Source organism: Massilia sp. Masssp94, from assembly GCF_059491305.1.
Map to the genome: position 1 here is coordinate 2073801 of NZ_CP168501.1, position 21501 is coordinate 2095301.

Here is a 21501-nt window from a genome sequence, read left to right on the forward strand (position 1 = left end):
GCATGTTATTTACGGAAACTAGTTATTTCAATTTTGTAAATGACTGCCGTTGATGTCGAAGACCGCCGCGCGCGTGTCGCGCCTGTATGAAGTGATGGACCTGATGCTGGACTCGGTCGGCGATCCGCTCGCACTGAAATCGCTGGCGGCGTCGGCCAGTTATTCGTCGTTCCACTTCGACCGCATCTTCCGCGAGCTGACGGGTTTCTCGGCCGTCGAATACCAGCGCAAGCGCCGCCTGCGCCGCGCCGCCCACCTGCTGCGTCACGAGCCGGACGTCCCGATCGTGCGCATCGCCCAGGATTGCGGCTTCCCGTCGAACGCGGCGTTCGCCAAGGCGTTCAGGCAGCAGTTCGCGATGTCGGCCAAGGCGTGGCGCGAGGGAGGATGGCGCGACTACATGGACCAGCAGGTCGGCCGCGAGAGCGACGTCAGCTTCTTCGTCGCCGAGCCGGACGACCTGGAAGCGATCCTGGCGCCGTACTGCCCACCCGAACCGGGCACGATCGCCGCGCGCATCGCCGTGCGTAACCTGCCGGCGCTGACCTTGCGCTACCAGCGCTTCTTCGGCCAGTCCGGCGCGGCGCTGTCGTTCGCCTGCCACGACTTCATCCAGGAACGCGAGAAGGCCGACGGCCTGCCCGCCAGCACCCCGTGGTACGGCGTGTTCGACGAAGACCCGGGTTTTACGGGCGAACGGGAATACTGCTACGACTTCGGGTGCGCGGACGATACCGTGCTCGATCCCGGCCTGGGATTACGCGTCCTGCCGGCCGGCACCTACGCCTGCCTCGACTTCGACGACGAATGGCCGCGCTTCCGCTCCATGTACGAGGACTGGCTCGACAAGCAGGCCGTCTGGCGCCTGGACAGCACCCGGCCGCACATCCAGAAGGTCGAACGCACGCCCGAGGGCCGCTGGCGCGGCTGGCTGGCGCTCCCGGTCAAGAAACGCTGATCACCAGTCGAAGTCGTCGGGGATCTTGAAGTCTTTATACGGATCGTCCTCGCCCGCCGCGACGGCTTCGGCCGCCTTGTTGACGCGCACGACGCGCTCCGGCGCACGTTCCGCGATCTTGTCCGCGATCACGCGCGGCACCAGCTCGAAGCCGCCCGCGTGGGCGACGATGGACAGGCGCCCCGCCACCAGGTGGTCGCGCACGAGGCTGGAGACGTGGATGCGCTCGATCTTGGTGCCGATCGTGAAGTTGTAGACGACGTCCAGGTTGCCCTTGCCCTTGGGCTGGCGGTTCACCTGGATCATCTGCGCGATCTGCGCTTCCACCGCCTTCGCGGCGGCGGCCGCATCGCGCTCGGCATTCAGGGCACGCGCGCGCTCGGCCTGCTGGCGCTGGGCCTCGAGCACCGCCTCCTTCGTCTCGTTGACGCTCTGCACGCCCGTGCGGCGCTCGATCTTCTGCTGCTTGGCTTTTTCCTGGTTGACGACCTTGACCTTCTTCTTGTCGACCAGCCCGGCCTTCATCAGCTGCTCCTGCAGGGAAACCATCCTTGACTCCATCAACGAACGTGGGAATCCTCCAGCATAGCAAACCTGACGGCTTCGCAACAGCGGTCGATCAGCCCGCCGGCTGGGCCAGGAAGAAGCGCAGCATCTCGGCCGACGCGTTCGGCCCGGACGCATCCGTGTACGAGCCGGCCGGATCGCCGCCCGCCCAGGCGTGACCGGCACCGTGCACGACCCAATGTTCCGCCACCGCGCGGCCGTCGTCGTCCAGCGCCGTCGTGCGCGTGTGGCCGCGGCCCGAACCGGCCGTGCCGCGCTCCTCGATCTCGCGCACGGTCCCCTCGCCCAGGAACTGGCGGACCAGCACCTCACCGTTGGACGGATGGACGACGGCGTCCTGGTCGCCATGGAACACGATCAGCGGCACGCGGCGGCGCAGCGTCCGGCTCGCGCCGTGCAGGTGCTTGCCCTTCATCGCGTTCAGCCCCGACATCAAGTCGCGCGCGGCGCCGACCGGCAGGCCGGAATGCACGCCGACGGCCGCATACAGCTCGGGATACGCGGCGCCCATGACGGCCGCCATCGCGCCGCCCGCCGACAGGCCGGCCACATAGACGCGGCGCGGGTCGGCGCCGTATTCGTCCACGATCTTGCGCGTCATGCCTGCGAGCACGGACGGCTCGCCCTGCTCGCGCGCCTGGTGCGCGGCGTCGAACCAGTTCCAGCAATTCGAACTGTTGGCGCCGCGCTCCTGGTCCGGGTACAGCACCAGGCAACCGTGTTCTTCCGCGAGCCGGTTCATCGCGGTGCCGGCCGCGAAATCGGCGGCGTGCTGCTGGCAGCCGTGCAGCATGACGACGAGCGGCCGCGGCCCGGATGCCGCTTTCTCCGGCACATACAGGCGGTAGCGGCGCGTGCCCGCTGCGTTGCTGAACGAGCCTTCGAGAAATTGACCAGGTGCGTCAGGCGTCACCGGTCGCGGACTCTTCCGCAAGCCGTCGAAGCGCGCACGCCAGTCGACGGACGGCGAGGTGCCTTTCGCGGTGGCCGGACGGCGCAGCCAGTCCGGCACGCCGTTCAGGTCGGCGAACGGCGCACGCGCGCCCGGTTGCTCGGCAAAAGGCGGCGTGAACGGCGTACCCGCTTGCGCCCCCGGCATCAGCCCGGCGGTGCGCAGCGCGTCCTGGATCAGCGCGGTGGCCGCGGCCGGATCCTTGCCCTGGCCCGAGCGCACGGCGCCCAGGATGTTTTCAACAAATTGTTCATATGGTTTCATGGTGTTCCTCAGGAATGGATGCGGTCCGCGAGCGCGGACTTGACGGCGGCCGGCGCGAAAAATGCGCCGAGCACCTGGATGGAGGCGATCGCCGCACGCGCCAGCTCGGGCGTGACGTCGTCGTCGATGGTGGCGAGGCCCAGCACGTGGATGTCGAGCTGCTCGCCGGCGGCGACGCCCGCTTCCAGTTCCGCCTTCGTGTAGCGCTGCATGCCCATCACGAAGCGCTTGCGCGTGACGGTCTGGCGGATCGCTTCGCCGTGCTGCTGCAACTGGTTGCGGATGGCCGTGCGGACGAAATCGGTACGGTTCGTATAAAAACCTTCGGCCACGAGCAGGTCCATCTGCGCCAGGTCGACGAGGCCCAGATTGATGGTGACCTTGTCCGTATCGGGAAATTTGGGTTTGGTGTCGACGAGCTTCATGGTGTCTCCGCAGTGTTTATACGCCCAATATACTCCAACCGGAGTATTAACGGAGTATAACTGCGAATCATCGAAGTGCGGTATAATATTCCTTCCGGATATAAAGCCGGCCCACTCCTTCCCTCCCACCCCCACGCCCGGCAATCGCCGCGCGCCCCGCCCCCAAGGACCCCCATGGCCAAAGAAGAACTCATCGAAATGGACGGCATCGTCCAGGAAATCCTGCCGGACTCGCGCTTTCGCGTCGACCTGGACAATGGACACAAACTGATCGCCTACACGTCGGGCAAGATGCGCCAGCACCATATCCGCATCCTCGCGGGCGACCGCGTGACGCTGGAGATGTCCGCGTACGACCTGAGCAAGGGTCGCATCACGTTCCGCCATATCGAGAAGCGCAACGCGCCGCCGGCGCGCCGTCCGGCCTACCGCCGCTGACGTCAGTCCTGCGCGGCCGGCGCCATGTTCACGAACCGCGTGAGTACGAGCACCGGCAGCGCCGACAACACCACCCACAGGAAGAAGTGACGGTAGCCCAGCGCATGCTGGATGTCGCCGCTGACCACCTTCGACAGCACGAAGCCCAGCTGCATGAACCCGGACCCCAGCGCGTAGTGCGCGGTCTGGTAGCGGCCGGGCGCGATCACCTGCATGATGAACAGGATCATGCCCACGAAGCCGAACCCGTAGCCGAACATCTCGGTCGACAATGCCGCCATGACGAGGCCCAGGTGCGACGGTTGCGCCGCGCTCAGGTACCAGAACACGAGGTTCGGCACGTTCATCGCGAGGATCAGCACGAGCATCGCGCGCTTCAGGCCCACGCGCGCCGTGAACCAGCCGCCGAGGATGCTGCCGACCAGGAAGGCCGCCGTGCCGGCCGTGCCGTAGATGGCGCCCACTTCCTGCGTCGACAGGCCAAGGCCGCCGACCGCGCGCGCATCGCGCAGGAACAGTGGGCCGATCGTCTGCACCTGCCCTTCCGCGAGACGGAACAGCAGGATGAACACGATGCCCATCCAGATGCCCGGCTTGGCGAAGAATGCGCGCACGACGTCCACCAATACGTCCACGCTGCCACGCATCGACGCGCCGGCGCCCGTCCTCACGGTCTCGGGCAACGCCCACACGTGATACAGCCCGAGCCCCGCCAGCAAGGCGCCCAGCACCCCGAACACGGTGGCCCACGCGGCCGGGGGACCGATGCGCTGTTCGAGGAAACCGGCCAGGATCACGAGCCCGCCCAGCGACAGGAACTTGGCACCGTTGAAGAACGCGCCCTGCCAGCCGGCGTACGCGCATTGCTGGCGCTCGGACAGGTTCGCGATATATAGACCGTCGGCCGCGATGTCGTGCGTGCTGGACGCGAACGACACGATGGCCAGCAGCCCGATCGCCAGCCCGAACCACGCGGGCAGCTGCAGCGCGAGGGCCAGCGCCGCGAGCGCGATGCCGCCCGTGACCTGCAGCACGACGACGACCCGCTTCTTGCTCGCCGCGAGTTCCAGAAATGGACTCCACAATGCCTTGAACACCCACGCGAGGCCGAGGACGCCGGTCCAGCGTGCGATCTGCTCGTTGGGCACGCCCATGCTCTTGAACATCAGCCCCGCCACGAGGGCGACGCTGAAGAACGGCAGGCCCTGCGCGAGGTACAGCGTGGGCACCCACGCGAGCGGGTGCCGGTGCGCCTGGGGTGTCAGGTGGTCGGGACGGATGCTATCCATGGGAATCCAGTGCGATGACGACGGTTGCGCTCTTGCGGCCGCGCGTGTCGAAGGTGGCGACCTTGAACACGGCGGCGCCCTGCCCTGCCGCAACCGGTCCGGTGTAGCGCGGGCTGGCGGCATCGGGCTCGCTGCCGTCCAGAGTGTAATGCAGCGCGAGGCCCGGCAGGGCCACGTTCGCGTGGAACGTCCGGCCATCGGCGACGGCGCCCGGCGGCGGCAACCGGTAGCCGTAGGCCAGCGGCGCGCGGTCGAGCCGTGCCAGCTCGCGCTGGCCGAGGCGGTTGGCGAATTCGTTCCACGCGTCGTCCATGGCGCGTGTACGCTCCCCGGCATCGTCGATCGCGCACCAGCCGGGATCCGGCGCCCACGCCCGCTCCGCCAGCGCCACGAGGCGCGGCGCGGCCAGGTATTCGATGCGGTCGCGCGAGCGGGCATTCTCTCCCCACAGCTGTCCCTGCAGGCCATTGACGCGGCGCCGGCCCTCGGCCGTCAGGCGCGTCATCGCGGCCAGCCGCCCGGGCGGCACGCTTCTCCCCATCGGGTCGGCGGCCGCGCTGACGATCATGTCCAGCGGGCAGAAGCCAAACGCATGGCGCGTCTCCACGAAGCCGGCCCAGTAATAACCCGGCTCCTGCGGATCCTTCGCATACGCGAGGTCGAAATACAGGTTCGCGGCATTCGCCAGCACGACGTCATAACCCGCATTGGCGAGACGGTACGCGACGTCTTCCTTGCCCGAGCCCCACGCGTTGTTCCATGCATAGACCTGGAAACCGGGGCCGCCGTCCTCGTACACGAGCGCCGTCTCTTCCCAGCCCGCGAACGCGAGGCCGTGGCGTGCGAGGATCGCGCGGCAGCGGTCGACGAAATCCGCCTGCAGCTGCGCGATACGGGTCCAGCCGCGCTCGCGCATCAGCGCCCGGCACCGCGGCGAGCCTTCCCACGCGCCCAGCGGCACCTCGTCGCCGCCCGTGTGGATCGTCCTGAGCGGCACGCCGGCCTCGCGGTACAGCGCCGCGACGTGGGCGACGACGGTGTCGATGAAGCGGTCGACGGACGGCAGCGCGATGCAGATCACGTTGTCGCGCCACAGCTGCACGGATTCGTAGACGGAGGCATCGTACGGGTCGCTCAGCAGGTAGCGCTCCGCGCCTTCGATATCGCCCTGCGCGCGCAGGCGGTCGTGGCGCGCGCGCATCGCCAGCACGGCCGCGCGCGCGTGGCCCGGCATGTTGAATTCCGGGATGACCTCGATGTGGCGTGCGTGCGCATGGCGCAGGATGCCGATGAAGTCGTCCGCGTCGTAATAGCCGGTGCCGGACGATGTGTCCACGTCCGCGCCCGAGCCAAAGGATGGCGGCAGCGTGTGGCCGCAGGCCGCGCCCCGTTTGCCGCCGATCTCCGTCAGCTCCGGCAGCGCGTCGATCCGCAAGCGCCAGCCTTCGTCGTCCGTCAGGTGCAGGTGCAGCCGGTTCAGTTTATAGCGCGCCATGCAGTCGAGCAGGCGCTTGACCGTGGCCACCGAAGCAAAATGGCGCGCCACGTCGAGCATCATGCCGCGGTAGCCGAAGCGCGGCGCATCGAGCACGCGGCCGCACGGCAGACAGCCGTCCGCATCCAGCAACTGGGCCAGCGTCTGGATGCCGTTGAACACGCCGTGCGCGCCGGCGCCGCGTATCAGGATCGTGTCGGGGCCGATGTCGAGGCGGTAGGCCTCCGGCCCGTCCGCGGCCACGCTGCCGATCTCCAGCAGGATGCGCGCGCCGTCGCCGTCCTGCAGGTCGTCCAGCAGCGCGCGCAGCAACGCCGCTTCGCCGACCAGCGCGGCGCCGGCCATGATCTCGCTGGACGCCGACAACCGGCTGCGCACCGCCGTGAACCGGGCCGAGACGGGCGTCGGCGTGATGCGCCCGACGTCGTCATCCGGCAGCAGGCGCAGGCCGCTGTTCTCGCGCCAGCGCCAGGCCGCGTCGGCCGGCGGCAGCACGTCGCGCGCATGGCGCTGGAGCTGTTCCGGCCGCGCGAACGGCGCGACGTCCGCGTCGCCCAGGTCGACCGTGCGCCCGTCCGCTTCGACGAGATAGAAGCCGAGCGGCGCGTCCGTCAGGCTGATGGCCCAGAACTGCGCCTCGTAGCGCACGTCCAGCATCTCGCCGGGCTGCCACGGCGACGGCGCCGTGCGGCGCAGCGCGAACAGGTCGCCGTTCACGTGCTCCAGGTCGAAGCCCGCGCTCACGCTGCCGGCCAGCACGCGCCGGCACGCGTTGAAGTACACGGTCCATCCCGCCGCGATCGGCGCGCCCGACACGTTGGTGAGCGTCAGGCGCGCCGCGAACACGTCGTCCGCGACGAGGTTGGACACGCACGCCCACGTCACGACGACCTTCTCCCTTGGCGACACGATCAGAGCTTGCCGCGCAGGCCGAGGTAGAAGGTGCGGCCGTTCGAGTAGAACGCGCGCGGCTGGTCCTTGTTCTCGGCGTACATCTTGATCGTCTCGTTGGTGAGGTTCAGCGCGTCGAACGTGACCGTCAGGTGCTCGTTGATCTTGAAGTTCACCGAGGCCGCCAGCGACGGCATCGAGTCCACGTGCTGGCTCGCGCCGCGGTCGACGCCCGCCTTGTACGAGGAGCGGTAGCTGTACGCGAGGCGCGCGGAGAAACGGTCGTTCTCGTAGTAGCCCGTCACGTTGTACGTGTTCTTCGACGCGTTGAGCATCTCGCCGCCGCCATCCAGTTCGCCGTCCGCCCACGTGTAGTTGGTGAGCAGGCCGAAGTTGTTCCACAACGGCTGCTGCCAGGAGAGCTCGATGCCCTTGTTGGTGGCGCTCGTGTTGTACGGCGACGTGATCTGGTAGTCCGTGAACGCGCCGCGCTTGTTGTTGTAGTAGCTGCCGGTGCTCGTGCCCTGCGCGACGATGGAGCTGAAGTCCATGTAGAACAGGCCCGCCGACAGCATCGCCTTCGGCATGTAGTACCACTCGGCCGACAGGTCGTAGTTGACGGAGCGGATCGGGTCCAGCTTGACGTTGCCGCCGCTGCCCGACAGCGCATCGTCGTTCAGCGACACGGAGCCGCCCAGCGCGCTGTAGTCGGGACGCGCCATCGTCTTGGCGATGCCGGCGCGGACGACGAGGCTTGACGACACGTCGAACTTCACGTTCGCGCTCGGCAGCCAGTCGCGGTATTTGCGCTCATACGTCGTCGGCGTGTACGGACCGAACGCGGAACCCGTGACCGGATTCTGGCCGCCCGGCAGGTTCACGACGGTCGTCTGGCGCGTCTCGACGGCGCGCAGGCCGAAGTTGCCGCTCCAGTTGTCGCCGCCGATGTCGGCCATGCCGTAGACGGCCGCCGTCTTCTCGCCCACCTTGAATTCGTCGAGCCAGTTGTGGCGCAACGTGAAGTCCAGCAGGCGGTTGCCCGGCACCGCGCCCCAGGCGCCGAGGGCCGGTCCGCTGTACTTGAAGTAGTTGTTGAAAACGCTGCCGCCGAGGTCCGAGCCGAAGTCGCCCGGGTACATCTCGCCGTTCCACACTGGACCCGGATTGCTGAAGCCGTTCGGGCCCGGGCGCGTTTCCAGCGGGTGCTCGGCGGTGCGCCTGTGGTCCGTCCAGCGCGCGCCGAAGCGGACGCCCTGCAGCCACGGGTTGTCGCGCACGCGCCAGGTGCCGTCGACCTGCGCATACTTTTCCTTGTCCACGGACTGCGCTTCGCCGCCGCCCGCCCACGCCGTCGATCCCGGCTTCGTCGTGTTCCCGCCCGGGTAGCTGACGGTCGCCGGCGTCATGCCGTTCAGCGCGTACATCATGCCGCCGTCGACGTTGTTCTGGTAGTAGACGTCGCCATGGTCCCAGCCGATGCCGTGCGTACGGCCGATCTTGCCCGTGAAGCTCAGGTCCTCGTTGACGCGCCAGCGGCCGTTCAGGTCGATGTACCACGATTCGCCGCCCGCATCCGGACGGTAGATGTTGTCGACCTCGCCCGAGTTGCTGGAGAACGTCGCGCCGACGAGCGTTCCATTGCGGATCGCGGGGCTCGCCGGGACCAGGTTCGCGCTGTTGATCGAATTCGCGGGCGCGGCCAGCCAGTTGGTGTTCTGGTGCGGCGCGCTCAGTTTCGAATAGAAGCCGTTCAGGTCGACGCCGATGTCGCGCGTGGGTTTCGCCTCGATGTCGAAGGCGCCGCCTTCACGCTTCTTCTTTTGCTCGAAGAATGCGGCGCCGATAAAGGTCGGGACCTTCACGCCGGAAAGCGCAGGATTCGCGATGGCGGCGGCGCTCGTCGCGCTGATCGGCGTGTAGCCGAGGATCTCCTGGCCGTCGCGGCGCACGCTCTGCTTTTCCGAAAAGCCCTGCAGCAGCACGCCGAACGTATTGGTCGCGTTCTTCCAGCTCACGAGGGCCGACACCTGCGGCTCGGTCTTTTTCGCGAGGTCGTTGTAGTTGGCCTGCACGGACGCTTCCACCGTCAGGGGCTGGCGGAAGTCGAGCGGACGGCGCGTGATCACGTTGATGGCGCCCGACACGCCGCCTTCGACGAGATCGGCGGTGGCGCTCTTCTGCACGACGATGGAACCGACGAGTTCCGAAGGCAGCAGCGAAAAGCTCGACGAGCGGCCCACGTTGCCGCCGTACTGGTTCAGCACGAACCAGTCGCCCGTGCTGATCGCGTGGCCGTTGAACAGCGTCTGCTGCAGGCTGGGGCTCGTGCCGCGCAGGCTGACGCGGTCGTTCTCGCCGAAGCCGCCCTCGCCGCCCGCGGACGATTGCGTGTTCACGCCCGGCAGGCGCTGGATCGCGTCGGCCACGTTCTTGTCGGGCATCTTGCCGATGTCCTCGGCCGTCACCACCTCGACGACGGCGTCCGCGTTGCGCTTCTGGCGCAGCGACTGTTCCAGTGCCGCGCGCACGCCCGTCACGATCACGGTCTGCGCGTCCGGCGTGCCGCCGCCCTGTGCGCGCGCCTGTGCCGCGATGCCCATTACCAATATCGTCACCGCGCCCGCGATCGCGGTCCGTCCCATCGACTGTCTCATGTGCTCTCCCAAAACTGTGGTAATCAAAGAACCTTGCCAGTTTCGAATTCGTGGACGCTGCAGCGTCTCTCGTCTTCGTATGGGGCGCATTGTCTCGTTGAAATTCCGACCGTGTTTGTCAAATCTTGCTAATCAGCGGCGGAAGAACCACAGCACGATCGAGACGACGATCGAGATGACGAGGCAGGTAACGATGGGGAAGTTGAAGGAGAAACCCTCGCGGACGACGTGGATGTCGCCGGGGAGGCGGCCGAACGGGAACCGGCGCAGCCAGGGCCAGAGGAGCCCTGCGGCGAGCAGCACGAGGCCGAGAACGATGAGGAGTTTTTGCATGGCGCCAGTCTAGCGTACCTCGTGAAAATCCTGGTTGCGCTAGACTTCCCCTCAGCCTGTATGGCCCCGGTGGGGCCTACACCTTCAAATTTATTTTTGGAAAAAGGGGGAAAGCATGCCTACCACCTGGATCGTATCCGCCGACGCGGGCCGCGCCCGCATCTTCGCCGAATCGGACCCCAAGCAACCTTACATCGAAGTCGAGGACATGGTCAGCGCCAACGCGCGCCTGCGCGACATCGACATCAACACCGACCGGCTCGGTCCGACCTCGGCCGGCCAGAGCATCCACAATACGGGCGGCGCCACGCCGAACAAGCAGTACCAGCCGGCGCAGACGCCGGAACAGCACGACGCCGAGTTCTTTGCGAAGGACATCTGCAAGTACCTGCTGAAGGGCTGGCAGGAACAGCGGTTCCAGAAACTGGAACTGGTGGCCGAGCCGAAGTTCCTCGGCGTGCTGCGCGGCCAGCTGGACAACCAGCTCAAGCCGCTCGTCGACCTGGAACTGAACAAGGACTACAGCCACTTCAACGCGCACCAGCTGCGCGAACAGCTGCAGGCGCAGAAGGCCAAGTTCTGATTCACGCCCGTGCCAGTGCCGGACGCGGCTGAGCGTCCGCTACTGGCCGCGCGGCCTGCGCCGGCCGCGGGGCCACACGGAACACGCCGACCGACGCCGCCAGGCGCTGTGCCTGTTCGTGCATCGTGCCGGCCGCCGCGGCGGCTTCCTCGACCAGCGCGGCGTTCTGCTGCGTGACCTGGTCCATCTGCGCCACCGCGACGTTGATCTGGCCGATGCCGGCCGTCTGTTCGGCGCTGGCCGACGTGATCTCGCCCATGATGTCCGTCACCCGGCGCACGCTGTCGACGATCTCGCGCATTGTCGCGCCGGCCTGACCCACGAGGCGTCCACCCGTCTCCACGCGCTCGACCGAACTCTCGATGAGTCCCTTGATCTCCTTCGCCGCGCCGGCCGAGCGCTGGGCGAGGTTGCGCACCTCGGACGCCACGACGGCGAACCCGCGGCCCTGCTCGCCCGCGCGCGCCGCTTCCACGGCCGCGTTCAGCGCCAGGATATTCGTCTGGAACGCGATGCCGTCGATGACGCCGATGATCTCCGCGATGCGGCGCGACGCGTCGCTGATCTCGCCCATCGTGCCGACCACGTCGTCGATCACGGCGCCGCCGCGTTCGGCCACACCTTTCGCCGCTTCCGCCAGCGCATTGGCCTGGCGCGCGTTGTCCGCGTTGTGCTTCACGGCCGACGTCAGCTCTTCCATCGACGCGGCCGTCTCTTCCAGCGACGACGCCTGCTGCTCGGTGCGCGCCGACAGGTCCTGGTTGCCGGCCGCGATCTGGCGCGAGGCCGTCGCGATCGTATCGGTGCCGCCGCGGACTTCGCCGACGATGTCCGCCAGCGATGCGTTCATGGCGCGCAGCGCGCCGAGCAGCTCGCCGATCTCGTCGCTACGCTCGATGTGTACGGTTTGCGTGAGATCGCCGGCCGCCACGCTGCGTGCCACGCGCAAGGCTTCGGCCAGCGATGCGCCGATGCCGCGGATCAGCCATGCGGCGACGCAGGCACCGGCGAGCGCGCCGATGACGACCAGGGCGATCGAGAGATTGCGCGTGCGTTCGTAGCGTGCCAGCGCGGCGTCGTATTGCGCTTTCGCCACGTCCAGCTGCAATTGCACGAGCGCCTGCATGTTCTTTTGCGCCGGCAGATAGCGCGACGCGAGCGGCCCCTTGACGAGCTTCCGGACCTCGTCCGCATCGTTGGCACGCAGCGCGGCCATGGTCGGCTTGAGGCCTTCCCGAACGAACGTCAGGCGGCTCTCGATGAACGTCCGCGCCAGGACTTTTTCTTCCGGCGTCAGGTAGGTTGCCTTGTACCGGTCCCACAGCGTACTGATTTCCTGGATGCGTGCTTCGACTTCCGCGATCACGGGACCGTTGTCCGGCTCGGCCGCCAGTGCGGCACTCGACAGGGCGTTCTGGTTCTGCTGCATCAGCGACAAGATATGGCTGAGCTGGCTGAGGGGTACCAGCCGGTCGTTGTAGACGGTACCCAGCGCGGCATTCGTGACGCCCTGGTTGACGAGGCCGACGACGCCCACGACGATGGAAACCGCACTCAACAGTACGGTCAGGAAGATGAGACGGGTCTTGATACTGAGATGTTTGAACATGGCAATGGCAGGCAAAAGCGCCTGTTTGTAAGTATGGTGGCGCTACCAAACTGTAGAGCAGTTCAGAGGCCGCCGGTACTCATTTGTTGCCATCTATCCACAAAATCACGCGATCCTCAGCCATCTGCACCGAATTGGAGCCAATATCCCTATTTCAGTGCAGCAATACGCACCAGCATAGTGCAAAATACACACCCGTAAACGGCGACGCCCGCCGCTGCCGGAAGGCAGAGCGGCGGGCGCGAGGCCAGCGTTGTCGCTTAAAAGCCCTTGGCGCCGGCGGCTGTCGGACGACGTGCGGCAAGTGCCGGCTGCGGCCGGGACGGCGCACGGGATGCAGCCGCGGCCGCGTGGTCCAGCTTGAACACGCTGACCGCCTCGGCCAGGCTGCGCGCCTGTTCCTGCATGGATTCCGTGGCCGCGGCGGCCTCCTCGACCAATGCCGCGTTCTGCTGCGTCACCTGGTCCATCTGCTGGATCGCGGTGCCGACCTGTTCGATGCCGGCGCTCTGCTCGCCCGACGCGGCCGAGATCTCGGCCATGATGTCCGAGACGCGGCGCACGCTGGCGACGACTTCCTGGATCGTCGTGCCGGCCTCGCCCACCAGGCGCGAACCGGCCGCGACCTTCTCGACGGAGTCGCCGATGAGTTCCTTGATCTCCTTCGCCGCCGCGGCCGAGCGCTGGGCCAGCGTACGCACCTCGCTCGCGACGACGGCAAAGCCGCGGCCCTGCTCGCCCGCGCGCGCCGCTTCCACGGCCGCGTTCAGGGCCAGGATATTCGTCTGGAACGCGATGCCGTCGATGACGCCGATGATGTCGACGATCTTCTTGGACGACGCGTCGATCGCGCCCATGGTGTCGACCACCTGCGCGACGACGTCGCCGCCACGCACGGCCACGCTTGATGCCGACGCGGCCATCTGGTTGCCCTGCCGGGCATTCTCCGCGTTCTGGCGCACGGTGCCCGTCAATTCTTCCATCGACGCCGCGCTTTCCTCCAGCGCGCTGGCCTGCTCCTCGGTGCGCGCCGACAGGTCGTGGTTGCCGGTGGCCACCTCGACGGCGGCGGTGGCGATGGTGTCGGCGCCGCTGCGCACGCGCGTCACCAGCGCGTTCAGGTTCGCGTTCATCGTCTGCAGCGCGATCATCAGTTCGCCCGTCTCGTCGCGGCTCGCGACGTCGATGCGCGTCGTCAGATCGCCCTGCGCGACGGCGTTGGCGACGGTGACCGCGCGACGCAGCGGGCCGGTGATGCTGCGCGCAAGCCACCACGCCAGCGCCGCGCCCAGCAGCACGACCGCGATGCCGACGCCCACCAGCAGCAGGCGTCCGCTCGCCGCCATGTCCTCGACGCGCGCCTTGGCGTCGTCGAAGCCCTGCTTCTGGTGCTCGGCCAGGTCGGCCGCCGCCGCTTCGTACGCCGCAAGCGCCGGATTCATGCCGGCATCGGCCGCGCGCTCGATGGCGGCCGCGTCGACGGTGCCGCTTTCCTTGAGTGCGAACAGCTTCTTGCGCGCCGCCGTGTACGTCTTGCGTCGCTCGTTGAGGGTCGCGAACAACCGCTTCCCTTCCTTGCTCGCAACGAGGCGCTGCAATTGTTCGTCGATGCGGTTGATCTCTTCGCTGTTCGCCTTCATCCTGACGTTGATCCGCTCCTGGTCCGGCGCATCCACCGCACGCAGGCGCGCTTCGGTCAGTGCACGGTTGATGCGGGTACTGGCCAGCCAGCGGTCGGCCAGGCGGGTCTTGCTGATCGACGCGTCCATGTCCGCGGTCGCGTCGACCACCTGCTGCAGGCGCAGCACGCCGACCACGGTCAGCATGGCCGACAGTGCAAGCACGGCGGCGAACGCGAGCCCGAGCCGGGCTCCGATTTTGAGATTCTGGATATGCATGTGTACCTCGACGGAAACGGTAATGCTGCGGATGCGCGCGGCGGGTCGTGGCGGCGGGCCGGCGCGGTGAAAGGGCGAGGATGGGGCCCGCACGTGCCGCGCCTGCGTGGGCGGGGCCGTGTCACGATTTAATGATACACGCCATATTTATCCACGGAACATTAAGTTGCGACACCGCAACGCTATTTCGTCGCAGAATGAGGTAAAGCCTGCCGCTATAACGTTAGAATTCCAGATTCCGCTCTGTCACATCAGCGATTGCCAATGTCCGCATCCAATTACCCTTCGTCGTCCCGCCGCCGGTTCCTCGCTGCCCTGCCGTTGTCCGGGCTGCTGCTGCCGACGGCCCGCGCGGCCGCGCCGCTGCCCGTGCTGCTGGGGATCGACGGCGAATTCGGACTGGACAATTCGACATCGGCCCAGGCCGTCGAACTGGGCATGCGCGCGGCCATCGCCGAGATCAACGCGGCGGGCGGCGTGCTGCACGGCCGGCCTTTGCAGGTCGTGACGAAAGATCATCGGTCGATCCCGGCGCGCGGCATCCGCAACATCCAGGAGTTCGCGGCGATGCCCGATCTCGTGGCGGTGTTCGGCGGCCGCTTCAGCCCCGTCGTCATCGAGGAACTGCCGACCCTTCGGTCGACGCACACCTTGTTCATGGCGCCGTGGTCGTCGGCCGACATCATCGTCGACAACGAGATGCGTCCGAACTACGTGTACCGCCTGTCGCTGCGCGATTCGCTGGCCATGCCGAAGCTGTTGCAGACGGCGCACCGGCGCGGCCTCGACCGCATCGGCCTGCTGCTGACCAACACGTCCTGGGGCCGCAGCAATGCCCAGGCGGCGGCCCGCGCGGCCGAGAAGCTGCCCGCGCTGAAGCTCGTCGGCACGTCGTGGTACAACTGGCGCGACACGAGCCTCGTCGACAACTACCAGCACCTGCGCGCGGCCGGCGCCCAGGCCATCGTCCTCGTCGCCAACGACGACGAGGCAGCGATCCTCGTGCGCGAAGTGGCCGCGCTGCCGAAAGCGCAACGCCTGCCGATCCTGAGCCACTGGGGCGTGACGGGCGGCGAATTCGCGGCCCAGGCGGGACCGGCGCTGCAGCAGGTCGACTTTTCCGTGATCCAGACCTTCAGCTTCTTCCGCGCCGACCCGGCGCGCGTCGAGCGCTTCCTCGCCAGCGCGGCGCAGGTGTCGAAGGTGCGCCGCATCGAGGACATCAAGGGTCCCGTGGGCGCCGCGCACGCCTACGACCTCACGCACATCCTGGCGCTCGCGATCGACCGCGCCGGCAGCACCGACCGCAAGGCCGTGCGCGACGCGCTCGAGCGTCTCGGCACGGTCCGCGGCCTCGTCAAGACGTATGCGCCGCCGTTCACGCCTGCCCGTCACGAAGCGCTCGGCCCGGACGACCTGCTGCTTGCGCGCTACCGCGCGGACGGCGTCCTGGTGCCGGCGGATGACTGACATGATCGACGCCTCCGCCCCGGCCAGCCTGGCGCGCCGCTTCGCGAACGCGGCCGCGATCCTGACGGCGGCGGCCGTGCTGCTCATCGCCGGCGTCTCGTTCTGGCTGATCGACCACCAGCGCGCGCAGGCCAACGCCCTGCTGCAGGAGCGCGAGGTCGCATTCCACGCCACGACCGTCGGCCACAACCTGGAAGCGGTCGTCACGCGCCTGCACGAAGTGGGGGCGAGCCCGATCCTGGCCACGGCGCTCGTCGACAGCGCCGGCAAGGAAACCTACCTGACGCCGTTCCTGCACGGCCTGCGCCAGATGAACGGCATTCCGCTGCGCCTGCTGTTCACGGATTTCGAGGGCAAGGAAATCGCGGACAACGGCGTGCCCGGCTTCACGGACGCCGACATGGCGTGGCTGCGCGCGCGTCTGGAAAACGGCGACGAACGGGCCATCTTGCAGACCGGTCCCGACGGCGGGGAGCTGCTCGGCGTCGTGCTGCTGCGCTACCAGCGCACGCGCACGCCGGAAGGCGCCCTGGTGTACAAGGTACGGCTGGCCGACCTGAAGCCCACGTCCTGGGCCGTGCTCGCGCCCGCGTCCGCGGACAAGGCGGCGGGGCCGCACGAGATCGCGGCACCCGTGCCGCTGCCGCCGCGCCTGGCCCACGTCGGCCTCGTGCTGCGCGAGGACGAGCGCCGCCTGCCGCTGCCGCTCGAGACGTCGGGGCCGCAGTATCTCCTGATCCTGATCGTCGCCTGCCTGCTCGCGCTGGTGGTGTTCATCCTCGCGGCGCGGCTGGCGCACGGCCTCACGCGCGACCTGCGCCGCCTCGAGACGTTCTCCGCCAGCCTGGGCGACGACATCGGCACCCAGCGCGCGCCGCTCGAGGGCTCGCGCGAAGTCGTCAGCCTGGCGCGCGCGCTCAACCGCATGCTCGACCGCCTGTACGAACAGCGCGCGCACCTGGAGGAAGAACGCCGCAAGTTCCTGCAGCTCGCGAACAACATCCCGCAACTCGTGTGGATGGCCGACCCGGAAGGCAACATCGTCTGGTTCAACGACCGCTGGCATGAATTCACGGGCAGCCCGCCGGGAACCACCGGCGCCGACGAGTGGCACCGCTACCACGACCCCGAAGTGCTGCCGCAGGTGATGCGGCGCTGGAAGGAAGCCCTCGCCAGCGGCAACATGGCGCAGATGACCTTCCCGCTGCGCGGCGCCGACGGCCGCTACCGCAGCTTCTTCACGTCGGTGGCGCCGCTGCGCGACGAGGCCGGCCAGATCGTCCAGTGGTTCGGCACCTGCACCGACGTCACCCCGCTGGAACGGGCGGAACGCGCCGTGCGCTACAGCGAGGAGCGCCTGCAGCAGGGCCTCGTCGCCGCGCGCATGGCCGTGTGGGAGCGCGATCCGCACAGCGGCCAGGTCACCTTCTCGGCCAACCTGCACAGCGTGTTCGGCAAGAACTGGCACAACATCGCCGAGCTGCAGAAGCTCGTCCATCCGGACGACCGCAAGCCCCTGCGCGACACGGTCGAACAGGCCATCCGCGCCGGCGGCGAATACCGCGCCACGCCGCGCGTGCGCCGCGCCGACGACGGCCGGCTCGCCTGGATCGACATGCGCGGCCGCCTCGGCCTCGGCGCCGACGGCCGCAGCACCGTCGTGCACGTCGTCGCGATCGACATCACGGAGCGCAAGCGCGCGGAAGAAGCGCTGCAGCTCGCGGACCGGCGCAAGGACGAATTCCTCGCCATGCTGGCGCACGAACTGCGCAACCCGCTGGCGCCGATCTCCAGTGCGGCCGACATGCTGCGCCTGGCCTATACGGGCGAGCCGCGCGTGAAGCAGATCAGCGACATCATCGCGCGCCAGGTCGCGCACATGCGCCACATCGTGAACGACCTGCTGGACGTCTCGCGCGTCACGCGCGGCCTCGTCGCCGTGGCCAGGCGGCCGATCGACCTGCGCCGCGTCGTCGCGGAGGCCGCCGAACAGGTCCGCCCGCTTGTCGACGCGCGCCGCCACCGCCTCGACGTCGCGCTCGGCGCAGCGCCCGTGATGGTGGACGGCGACCACACGCGCCTCGTGCAGGTGGTCGCGAACCTGCTGACCAACGCGGCCAAGTACACGCCGGAGGGCGGCCATATCGAGGTCGAACTGGAAGCCGCCGATGGCCAGGCCTTCCTGGCCGTGCGCGACAACGGCAACGGCATCGGCCCCGACCTGCTGCCGGTCGTGTTCGACCTGTTCACGCAAGCCTCGCGCACGCTCGACCGCGCCCAGGGCGGCCTGGGCCTGGGCCTCGCCCTGGTGCGCAAGCTCGTCGAACTGCACGGCGGCCAGGTCGACGCCGCCAGCGCCGGCCCGGGGCGCGGCAGCACGTTCACGGTGACGCTGCCTTTGCTGGACGTCAAACCGGGGTCAGAGCCCGTTTTTGAGAAATTGCCCGAAACCGGGCTCTGACCCCGGTGTTTCTGCGCCGCATTGGTTTGACGGCATGGGTGGATCGGGGGACGATGGCGCCAACGTCAACGCTCCCGCTTCGTCCATGCCCGTCTCGTCCCCGCCCCAGCTCGGCCTGGTCTGCATCACCGTCTCGAAGGACATCCGCTACCGCACCGTCACGCGCAAGCGCCTGCTGGAGCAGTCGGACGACGGCCAGCGCAAGCTGCTCGACGACATCTACCGCGACAACCTGCAGACGCTGGACGGTGCGCTGCACTACTGCCGCCGCAACGGCATCCGCCTGTACCGCATGCCGTCGTCGATCTTCCCGTTCTTCGACGAGGACATCGGCCGCGCCGTGATGCAGCCCCTCGCACCCGCGCTCGCGCGCACGGGCCGGCGCGCGACGGAACTCGGCCTGCGCCTCGTGATGCATCCGGACCAGTTCGTCGTGCTCAGTTCCGACTCGCCCGACGTCGTCGCCAACAGCGTCAAGATCCTGCGGATGCACGCCGACATCATGGACCTGCTGGAGCAACCGCGCTCGCCGTGGGCGCTGCTCGAGATCCACGGCGGCAAGGCGAACCGCAGCGACGCGCTCGTCGAGCGCATCCATGCGCTGCCCGACGCGATCCGCCTGCGCCTGTGCCTGGAGAACGATGAATACGCGTACGGCGCGGACGAGATCCACGACGTGTGCATGCGCGCCGGCGTGCCGATGGTGTTCGACGCGCACCACCACATCGTGCACGACAAGCTGGCCAGCTACGACGACCCGAGCGTGGCCGCGATGCTCGCCGCGGCACGCGCGACGTGGCCCGTGCCGGCGCACCAGGTCGTCCACATCTCGAACGGGCGCGACGGGTTCAACGATCGCCAGCACGCGGACCTGATCACGACGATGCCGGCGGCGTATGTGGAGGCGCCGTGGATCGAGATCGAGGCGAAGTTCAAGGAAGAGGCGATCGATGGGTTGAGGGGATGGCTCCAACCCGTCGCCCCCGCGAAGGCGGGGGTCTAATTGTTCATGAGCTGTCGAAACGCATGCAAACTTGGGTCCCCGCCTCCGCGAGGACGACGTTGTATTGCTTAGCGGTTGACCGCCCCCATCGCCCCTTCCGGATACCGCGTCCCCACCGCCGCCCCGCGCGGAAAGATCGCTTCCAGCTCCGTCAACTGCGCCGGCCCGAGGTCGATGTCGACGGCATCCACGTTCTCGTCGAGGTAGTTGCGGCGCTTGGTGCCGGGAATCGGCACGATGTCCGGCCCCTGCGCCAGCACCCACGCGAGCGCCAGCTGGCCCGGCGTGCAGCCCGCCTCGCGCGCCAGTTCGCGCACCTTGTCGACGAGCGCGATATTCTGCGCGAAGTTCGCGCCCTGGAAACGCGGGCTGTTGCGGCGGTAGTCGTCCGGCGCGAAATCGTCCGGCGTACGGATCTCGCCCGTGAGGAACCCGCGGCCCAGCGGACTGTATGGCACGAAGCCGATGCCGTGGCGGCGGCACGCATCGAGCACGCCATCCTCGGGATCGCGCGTCCACAACGAGTACTCGCTCTGCAGCGCCGTCACCGGATGCACCTTCACGGCACGCTCGATCGTCTGTACGGACGCCTCGGACAAGCCCACGTAGCGCACCTTCCCGGCGCGGACGAGGTCCGCCAACGCGCCCATCGTGTCCTCGATGGGCGTGGCCGGGTCCACGCGGTGCTGGTAATACAGGTCGATCGTGTCGATGCCGAGCCGCTTGAGGCTTCCCTCGCAGGCGGCGCGTACGTACTCGGGGCGGCCGGAGACGCCGAAATCGCCCGGATTTCCGGGTGTTCGCTTGACGCCGAACTTGGTGGCGATGACGAGTCCCTCGCGCCGCCCGCGGATCGCGCGGCCCAGCAAGACCTCGTTCGTGTGCGGGCCGTACATGTCGGCCGTGTCGAACAGCGTGACGCCCAGGTCGATGGCGCGCTGGATCGTCGCGATGGATTCGGCGTCGTCGCGGTTGGCGTAGAAATCGCTCATGCCCATGCAGCCCAGGCCGATGGCCGAGACGTGCAATCCCTCATTGCCCAGCTGACGTATCTTCATGATGGTCTCCGGTGCGATCGATGGGCGTGACGATAGCCGTTTCGCGGCGACGGCGGCACACGACAGGTTTATGATCATGCAAGCATTCACATCGTTCATGACGGACATGGGAAATGTGAATTGGGAGTTTCCGAGTGCGAAGTCCAGAATGGACGACCATGCTTCTCATGCACACCATGGATGACCGGGCCTGGAGGCGGACATGATCGTCCGCGACCGCCCATCGGCCCTGCGGCTGTTCTTCATCATGCGCGGTTCGATCCTGCCGCGCATCTGGATGCACCTCGCGGTCAGTACGCTGCTGGCGGTGATCGTCACCTGGACCGACGGCCAGTTCGGCCACCACAAGCTGCATTTCACGACGACGCCGTTCACGCTGATGGGGCTTCCCCTCGCGATCTTCCTTGGCTTCCGTAACAACGCGGCCTACGACCGCTACTGGGAAGGCCGCAAGCAGTGGGGGGAACTGATACTGCGCAGCCGCAGCCTCGCGCGCCAGTGCCTGTCGCTCGTCGCGCCCGGCCATCCGACCGCGGACGATCCCCACCTGCGCATCATTCGCCGCGCCATCGCGTATGCACACGCGCTGCGCCACCGGCTGCGCGGCGACACCGACGGCAATGCCGACGTCGCGCCGTGGATCGCACCAGCCGAATGGGAACGCGTGCGCACGCAATCGAACGTCCCGTACGCGCTGATGCTGGAGATGGGCGCCGACCTCGGGGAATGCCTGCGCACGGGCCGCCTGGACGCCTGCCTCGCACCGTCCATCGATGCGAGCTTCTCGGCGATGACGGCGGTGGCCGCATCCTGCGAACGTATCCGCGGCACGCCGATCCCGTTTTCGTACACCCTGCTCCTGCACCGCACGGCGTACCTGTATTGCTTCCTGCTGCCGTTCGGCCTCGTGGACACGATCGGCTACCTGACGCCCCTCGTGTCCGCCATCGTGGCCTACACCTTCTTCGGCCTGGACGCCCTCGGCGACGAGCTCGAGGAACCCTTTCGCGCCTCCGACAACGGCCTGCCGCTCGAGGCCCTGTGCCGCACGATCGAGATCGACCTGCGCACCGCCCTGGGCGACCGCGACCTGCCTCCTCCCCTGCTGCCGGAGAACTACCGGCTCAGCTAGTTCCATCCCGAAGTCGACCCG

17 protein-coding genes are annotated in these 21501 nt (G+C 67.9%); 7 read left to right on the forward strand and 10 right to left on the reverse strand.

Going from position 1 to position 21501, the window contains the following annotated elements:
* The first annotated feature begins 52 nt into the window (after positions 1–52).
* Complete coding sequence (locus tag ACEN9G_RS09090) at positions 53–958, forward strand: helix-turn-helix domain-containing protein (protein ID WP_413344376.1); 906 nt, start codon at positions 53–55, stop codon at positions 956–958.
* Here ACEN9G_RS09090 and ACEN9G_RS09095 read toward each other — a convergent pair whose 3' ends face one another.
* The 3 genes from ACEN9G_RS09095 to ACEN9G_RS09105 form a co-directional block, all read right to left on the reverse strand.
* Entirely contained in the window at positions 959–1507 is a 549-nt protein-coding gene (locus ACEN9G_RS09095; RefSeq protein WP_413344378.1) for a DUF2058 domain-containing protein, read from the reverse strand. It lies immediately after the preceding gene.
* Between the two features lie 70 nt (positions 1508–1577).
* Positions 1578–2741 carry an extracellular catalytic domain type 1 short-chain-length polyhydroxyalkanoate depolymerase gene (locus ACEN9G_RS09100; RefSeq protein WP_483126587.1) on the reverse strand — a complete coding sequence of 388 codons (1164 nt, stop codon included), beginning with the start codon at positions 2739–2741 and terminating at the stop codon, positions 1578–1580.
* Between the two features lie 8 nt (positions 2742–2749).
* Complete coding sequence (locus ACEN9G_RS09105) at positions 2750–3166, reverse strand: CopG family transcriptional regulator (RefSeq protein ID WP_413346532.1); 417 nt, start codon at positions 3164–3166, stop codon at positions 2750–2752.
* 174 nt (positions 3167–3340) lie between these two features.
* Here ACEN9G_RS09105 and infA point away from each other — a divergent pair, with 174 nt between their 5' ends.
* On the forward strand, positions 3341–3604 hold the full coding sequence (gene infA / locus ACEN9G_RS09110) for a translation initiation factor IF-1 (protein WP_413345493.1): 264 nt from the start codon (positions 3341–3343) through the stop codon (positions 3602–3604).
* Positions 3605–3606: 2 nt separating this feature from the next.
* Here the strand turns inward: infA and ACEN9G_RS09115 are convergent, their stop codons facing one another.
* The 4 genes from ACEN9G_RS09115 to ACEN9G_RS09130 all read right to left on the reverse strand — a co-directional run bounded on the left by ACEN9G_RS09115 (position 3607) and on the right by ACEN9G_RS09130 (position 10266).
* Positions 3607–4893, reverse strand: a complete 1287-nt coding sequence (locus ACEN9G_RS09115; RefSeq protein WP_413345494.1) for an MFS transporter — start codon at positions 4891–4893, stop codon at positions 3607–3609.
* The gene (locus ACEN9G_RS09120; protein ID WP_483126588.1) at positions 4886–7297 is read right to left on the reverse strand and encodes a family 20 glycosylhydrolase; all 2412 of its coding nucleotides are present in this window, start codon (positions 7295–7297) and stop codon (positions 4886–4888) included. The genes ACEN9G_RS09115 and ACEN9G_RS09120 overlap by 8 nt, the downstream gene beginning before the upstream one ends.
* Before the next feature lie 2 nt (positions 7298–7299).
* Positions 7300–9933, reverse strand: a complete 2634-nt coding sequence (locus tag ACEN9G_RS09125; RefSeq protein WP_413342776.1) for a TonB-dependent receptor — start codon at positions 9931–9933, stop codon at positions 7300–7302.
* A 132-nt stretch (positions 9934–10065) separates the two neighbouring features.
* The gene (locus tag ACEN9G_RS09130; RefSeq protein ID WP_371765055.1) at positions 10066–10266 is read right to left on the reverse strand and encodes a DUF2905 domain-containing protein; all 201 of its coding nucleotides are present in this window, start codon (positions 10264–10266) and stop codon (positions 10066–10068) included.
* A gap of 115 nt (positions 10267–10381) precedes the next feature.
* Here ACEN9G_RS09130 and ACEN9G_RS09135 point away from each other — a divergent pair, with 115 nt between their 5' ends.
* Positions 10382–10849 carry a host attachment protein gene (locus tag ACEN9G_RS09135; protein ID WP_413342779.1) on the forward strand — a complete coding sequence of 156 codons (468 nt, stop codon included), beginning with the start codon at positions 10382–10384 and terminating at the stop codon, positions 10847–10849.
* A gap of 1 nt (position 10850) precedes the next feature.
* Here ACEN9G_RS09135 and ACEN9G_RS09140 read toward each other — a convergent pair whose 3' ends face one another.
* Entirely contained in the window at positions 10851–12458 is a 1608-nt protein-coding gene (locus tag ACEN9G_RS09140) for a methyl-accepting chemotaxis protein (RefSeq protein ID WP_413342781.1), read from the reverse strand.
* Between the two features lie 260 nt (positions 12459–12718).
* The gene (locus ACEN9G_RS09145) at positions 12719–14356 is read right to left on the reverse strand and encodes a methyl-accepting chemotaxis protein (RefSeq protein ID WP_483126589.1); all 1638 of its coding nucleotides are present in this window, start codon (positions 14354–14356) and stop codon (positions 12719–12721) included.
* Positions 14357–14620: 264 nt separating this feature from the next.
* Here ACEN9G_RS09145 and ACEN9G_RS09150 point away from each other — a divergent pair, with 264 nt between their 5' ends.
* The 3 genes from ACEN9G_RS09150 to uvsE all read left to right on the forward strand — a co-directional run bounded on the left by ACEN9G_RS09150 (position 14621) and on the right by uvsE (position 19290).
* A complete protein-coding gene (locus ACEN9G_RS09150) occupies positions 14621–15826 on the forward strand; it encodes an ABC transporter substrate-binding protein (RefSeq protein ID WP_413345329.1) in 1206 nt (401 codons plus the stop codon).
* Between the two features lies 1 nt (position 15827).
* A complete protein-coding gene (locus ACEN9G_RS09155; protein ID WP_483126590.1) occupies positions 15828–18287 on the forward strand; it encodes an ATP-binding protein in 2460 nt (819 codons plus the stop codon).
* An 85-nt stretch (positions 18288–18372) separates the two neighbouring features.
* On the forward strand, positions 18373–19290 hold the full coding sequence (gene uvsE, locus ACEN9G_RS09160) for a UV DNA damage repair endonuclease UvsE (RefSeq protein WP_413340896.1): 918 nt from the start codon (positions 18373–18375) through the stop codon (positions 19288–19290).
* A gap of 68 nt (positions 19291–19358) precedes the next feature.
* On the opposite strand, the gene ACEN9G_RS09165 is transcribed toward uvsE, so the two are convergent.
* The gene (locus tag ACEN9G_RS09165; protein ID WP_413340897.1) at positions 19359–20348 is read right to left on the reverse strand and encodes an aldo/keto reductase; all 990 of its coding nucleotides are present in this window, start codon (positions 20346–20348) and stop codon (positions 19359–19361) included.
* Between the two features lie 202 nt (positions 20349–20550).
* On the opposite strand from ACEN9G_RS09165, the gene ACEN9G_RS09170 reads away from it, so the two are divergent.
* Positions 20551–21480, forward strand: coding sequence for a bestrophin family protein (locus ACEN9G_RS09170; RefSeq protein WP_413340898.1), 930 nt, complete (start codon positions 20551–20553; stop codon positions 21478–21480).
* Positions 21481–21501: the final 21 nt, after the last annotated feature.

Coding starts and splice junctions, on each gene's coding strand:
- ACEN9G_RS09125 (WP_413342776.1), bottom strand. CDS start 9,933: ATGAGACAGTCGATGGGACGGACCGCGATCGCGGGCGCGGTGACGATA.
- ACEN9G_RS09145 (WP_483126589.1), bottom strand. CDS start 14,356: ATGCATATCCAGAATCTCAAAATCGGAGCCCGGCTCGGGCTCGCGTTC.
- ACEN9G_RS09165 (WP_413340897.1), bottom strand. CDS start 20,348: ATGAAGATACGTCAGCTGGGCAATGAGGGATTGCACGTCTCGGCCATC.
- ACEN9G_RS09095 (WP_413344378.1), bottom strand. CDS start 1,507: ATGGTTTCCCTGCAGGAGCAGCTGATGAAGGCCGGGCTGGTCGACAAG.
- ACEN9G_RS09100 (WP_483126587.1), bottom strand. CDS start 2,741: ATGAAACCATATGAACAATTTGTTGAAAACATCCTGGGCGCCGTGCGC.
- ACEN9G_RS09105 (WP_413346532.1), bottom strand. CDS start 3,166: ATGAAGCTCGTCGACACCAAACCCAAATTTCCCGATACGGACAAGGTC.
- ACEN9G_RS09170 (WP_413340898.1), top strand. CDS start 20,551: ATGATCGTCCGCGACCGCCCATCGGCCCTGCGGCTGTTCTTCATCATG.
- ACEN9G_RS09155 (WP_483126590.1), top strand. CDS start 15,828: ATGATCGACGCCTCCGCCCCGGCCAGCCTGGCGCGCCGCTTCGCGAAC.
- ACEN9G_RS09135 (WP_413342779.1), top strand. CDS start 10,382: ATGCCTACCACCTGGATCGTATCCGCCGACGCGGGCCGCGCCCGCATC.
- ACEN9G_RS09090 (WP_413344376.1), top strand. CDS start 53: ATGTCGAAGACCGCCGCGCGCGTGTCGCGCCTGTATGAAGTGATGGAC.
- ACEN9G_RS09130 (WP_371765055.1), bottom strand. CDS start 10,266: ATGCAAAAACTCCTCATCGTTCTCGGCCTCGTGCTGCTCGCCGCAGGG.
- infA (WP_413345493.1), top strand. CDS start 3,341: ATGGCCAAAGAAGAACTCATCGAAATGGACGGCATCGTCCAGGAAATC.
- uvsE (WP_413340896.1), top strand. CDS start 18,373: ATGCCCGTCTCGTCCCCGCCCCAGCTCGGCCTGGTCTGCATCACCGTC.
- ACEN9G_RS09140 (WP_413342781.1), bottom strand. CDS start 12,458: ATGTTCAAACATCTCAGTATCAAGACCCGTCTCATCTTCCTGACCGTA.
- ACEN9G_RS09115 (WP_413345494.1), bottom strand. CDS start 4,893: ATGGATAGCATCCGTCCCGACCACCTGACACCCCAGGCGCACCGGCAC.
- ACEN9G_RS09150 (WP_413345329.1), top strand. CDS start 14,621: ATGTCCGCATCCAATTACCCTTCGTCGTCCCGCCGCCGGTTCCTCGCT.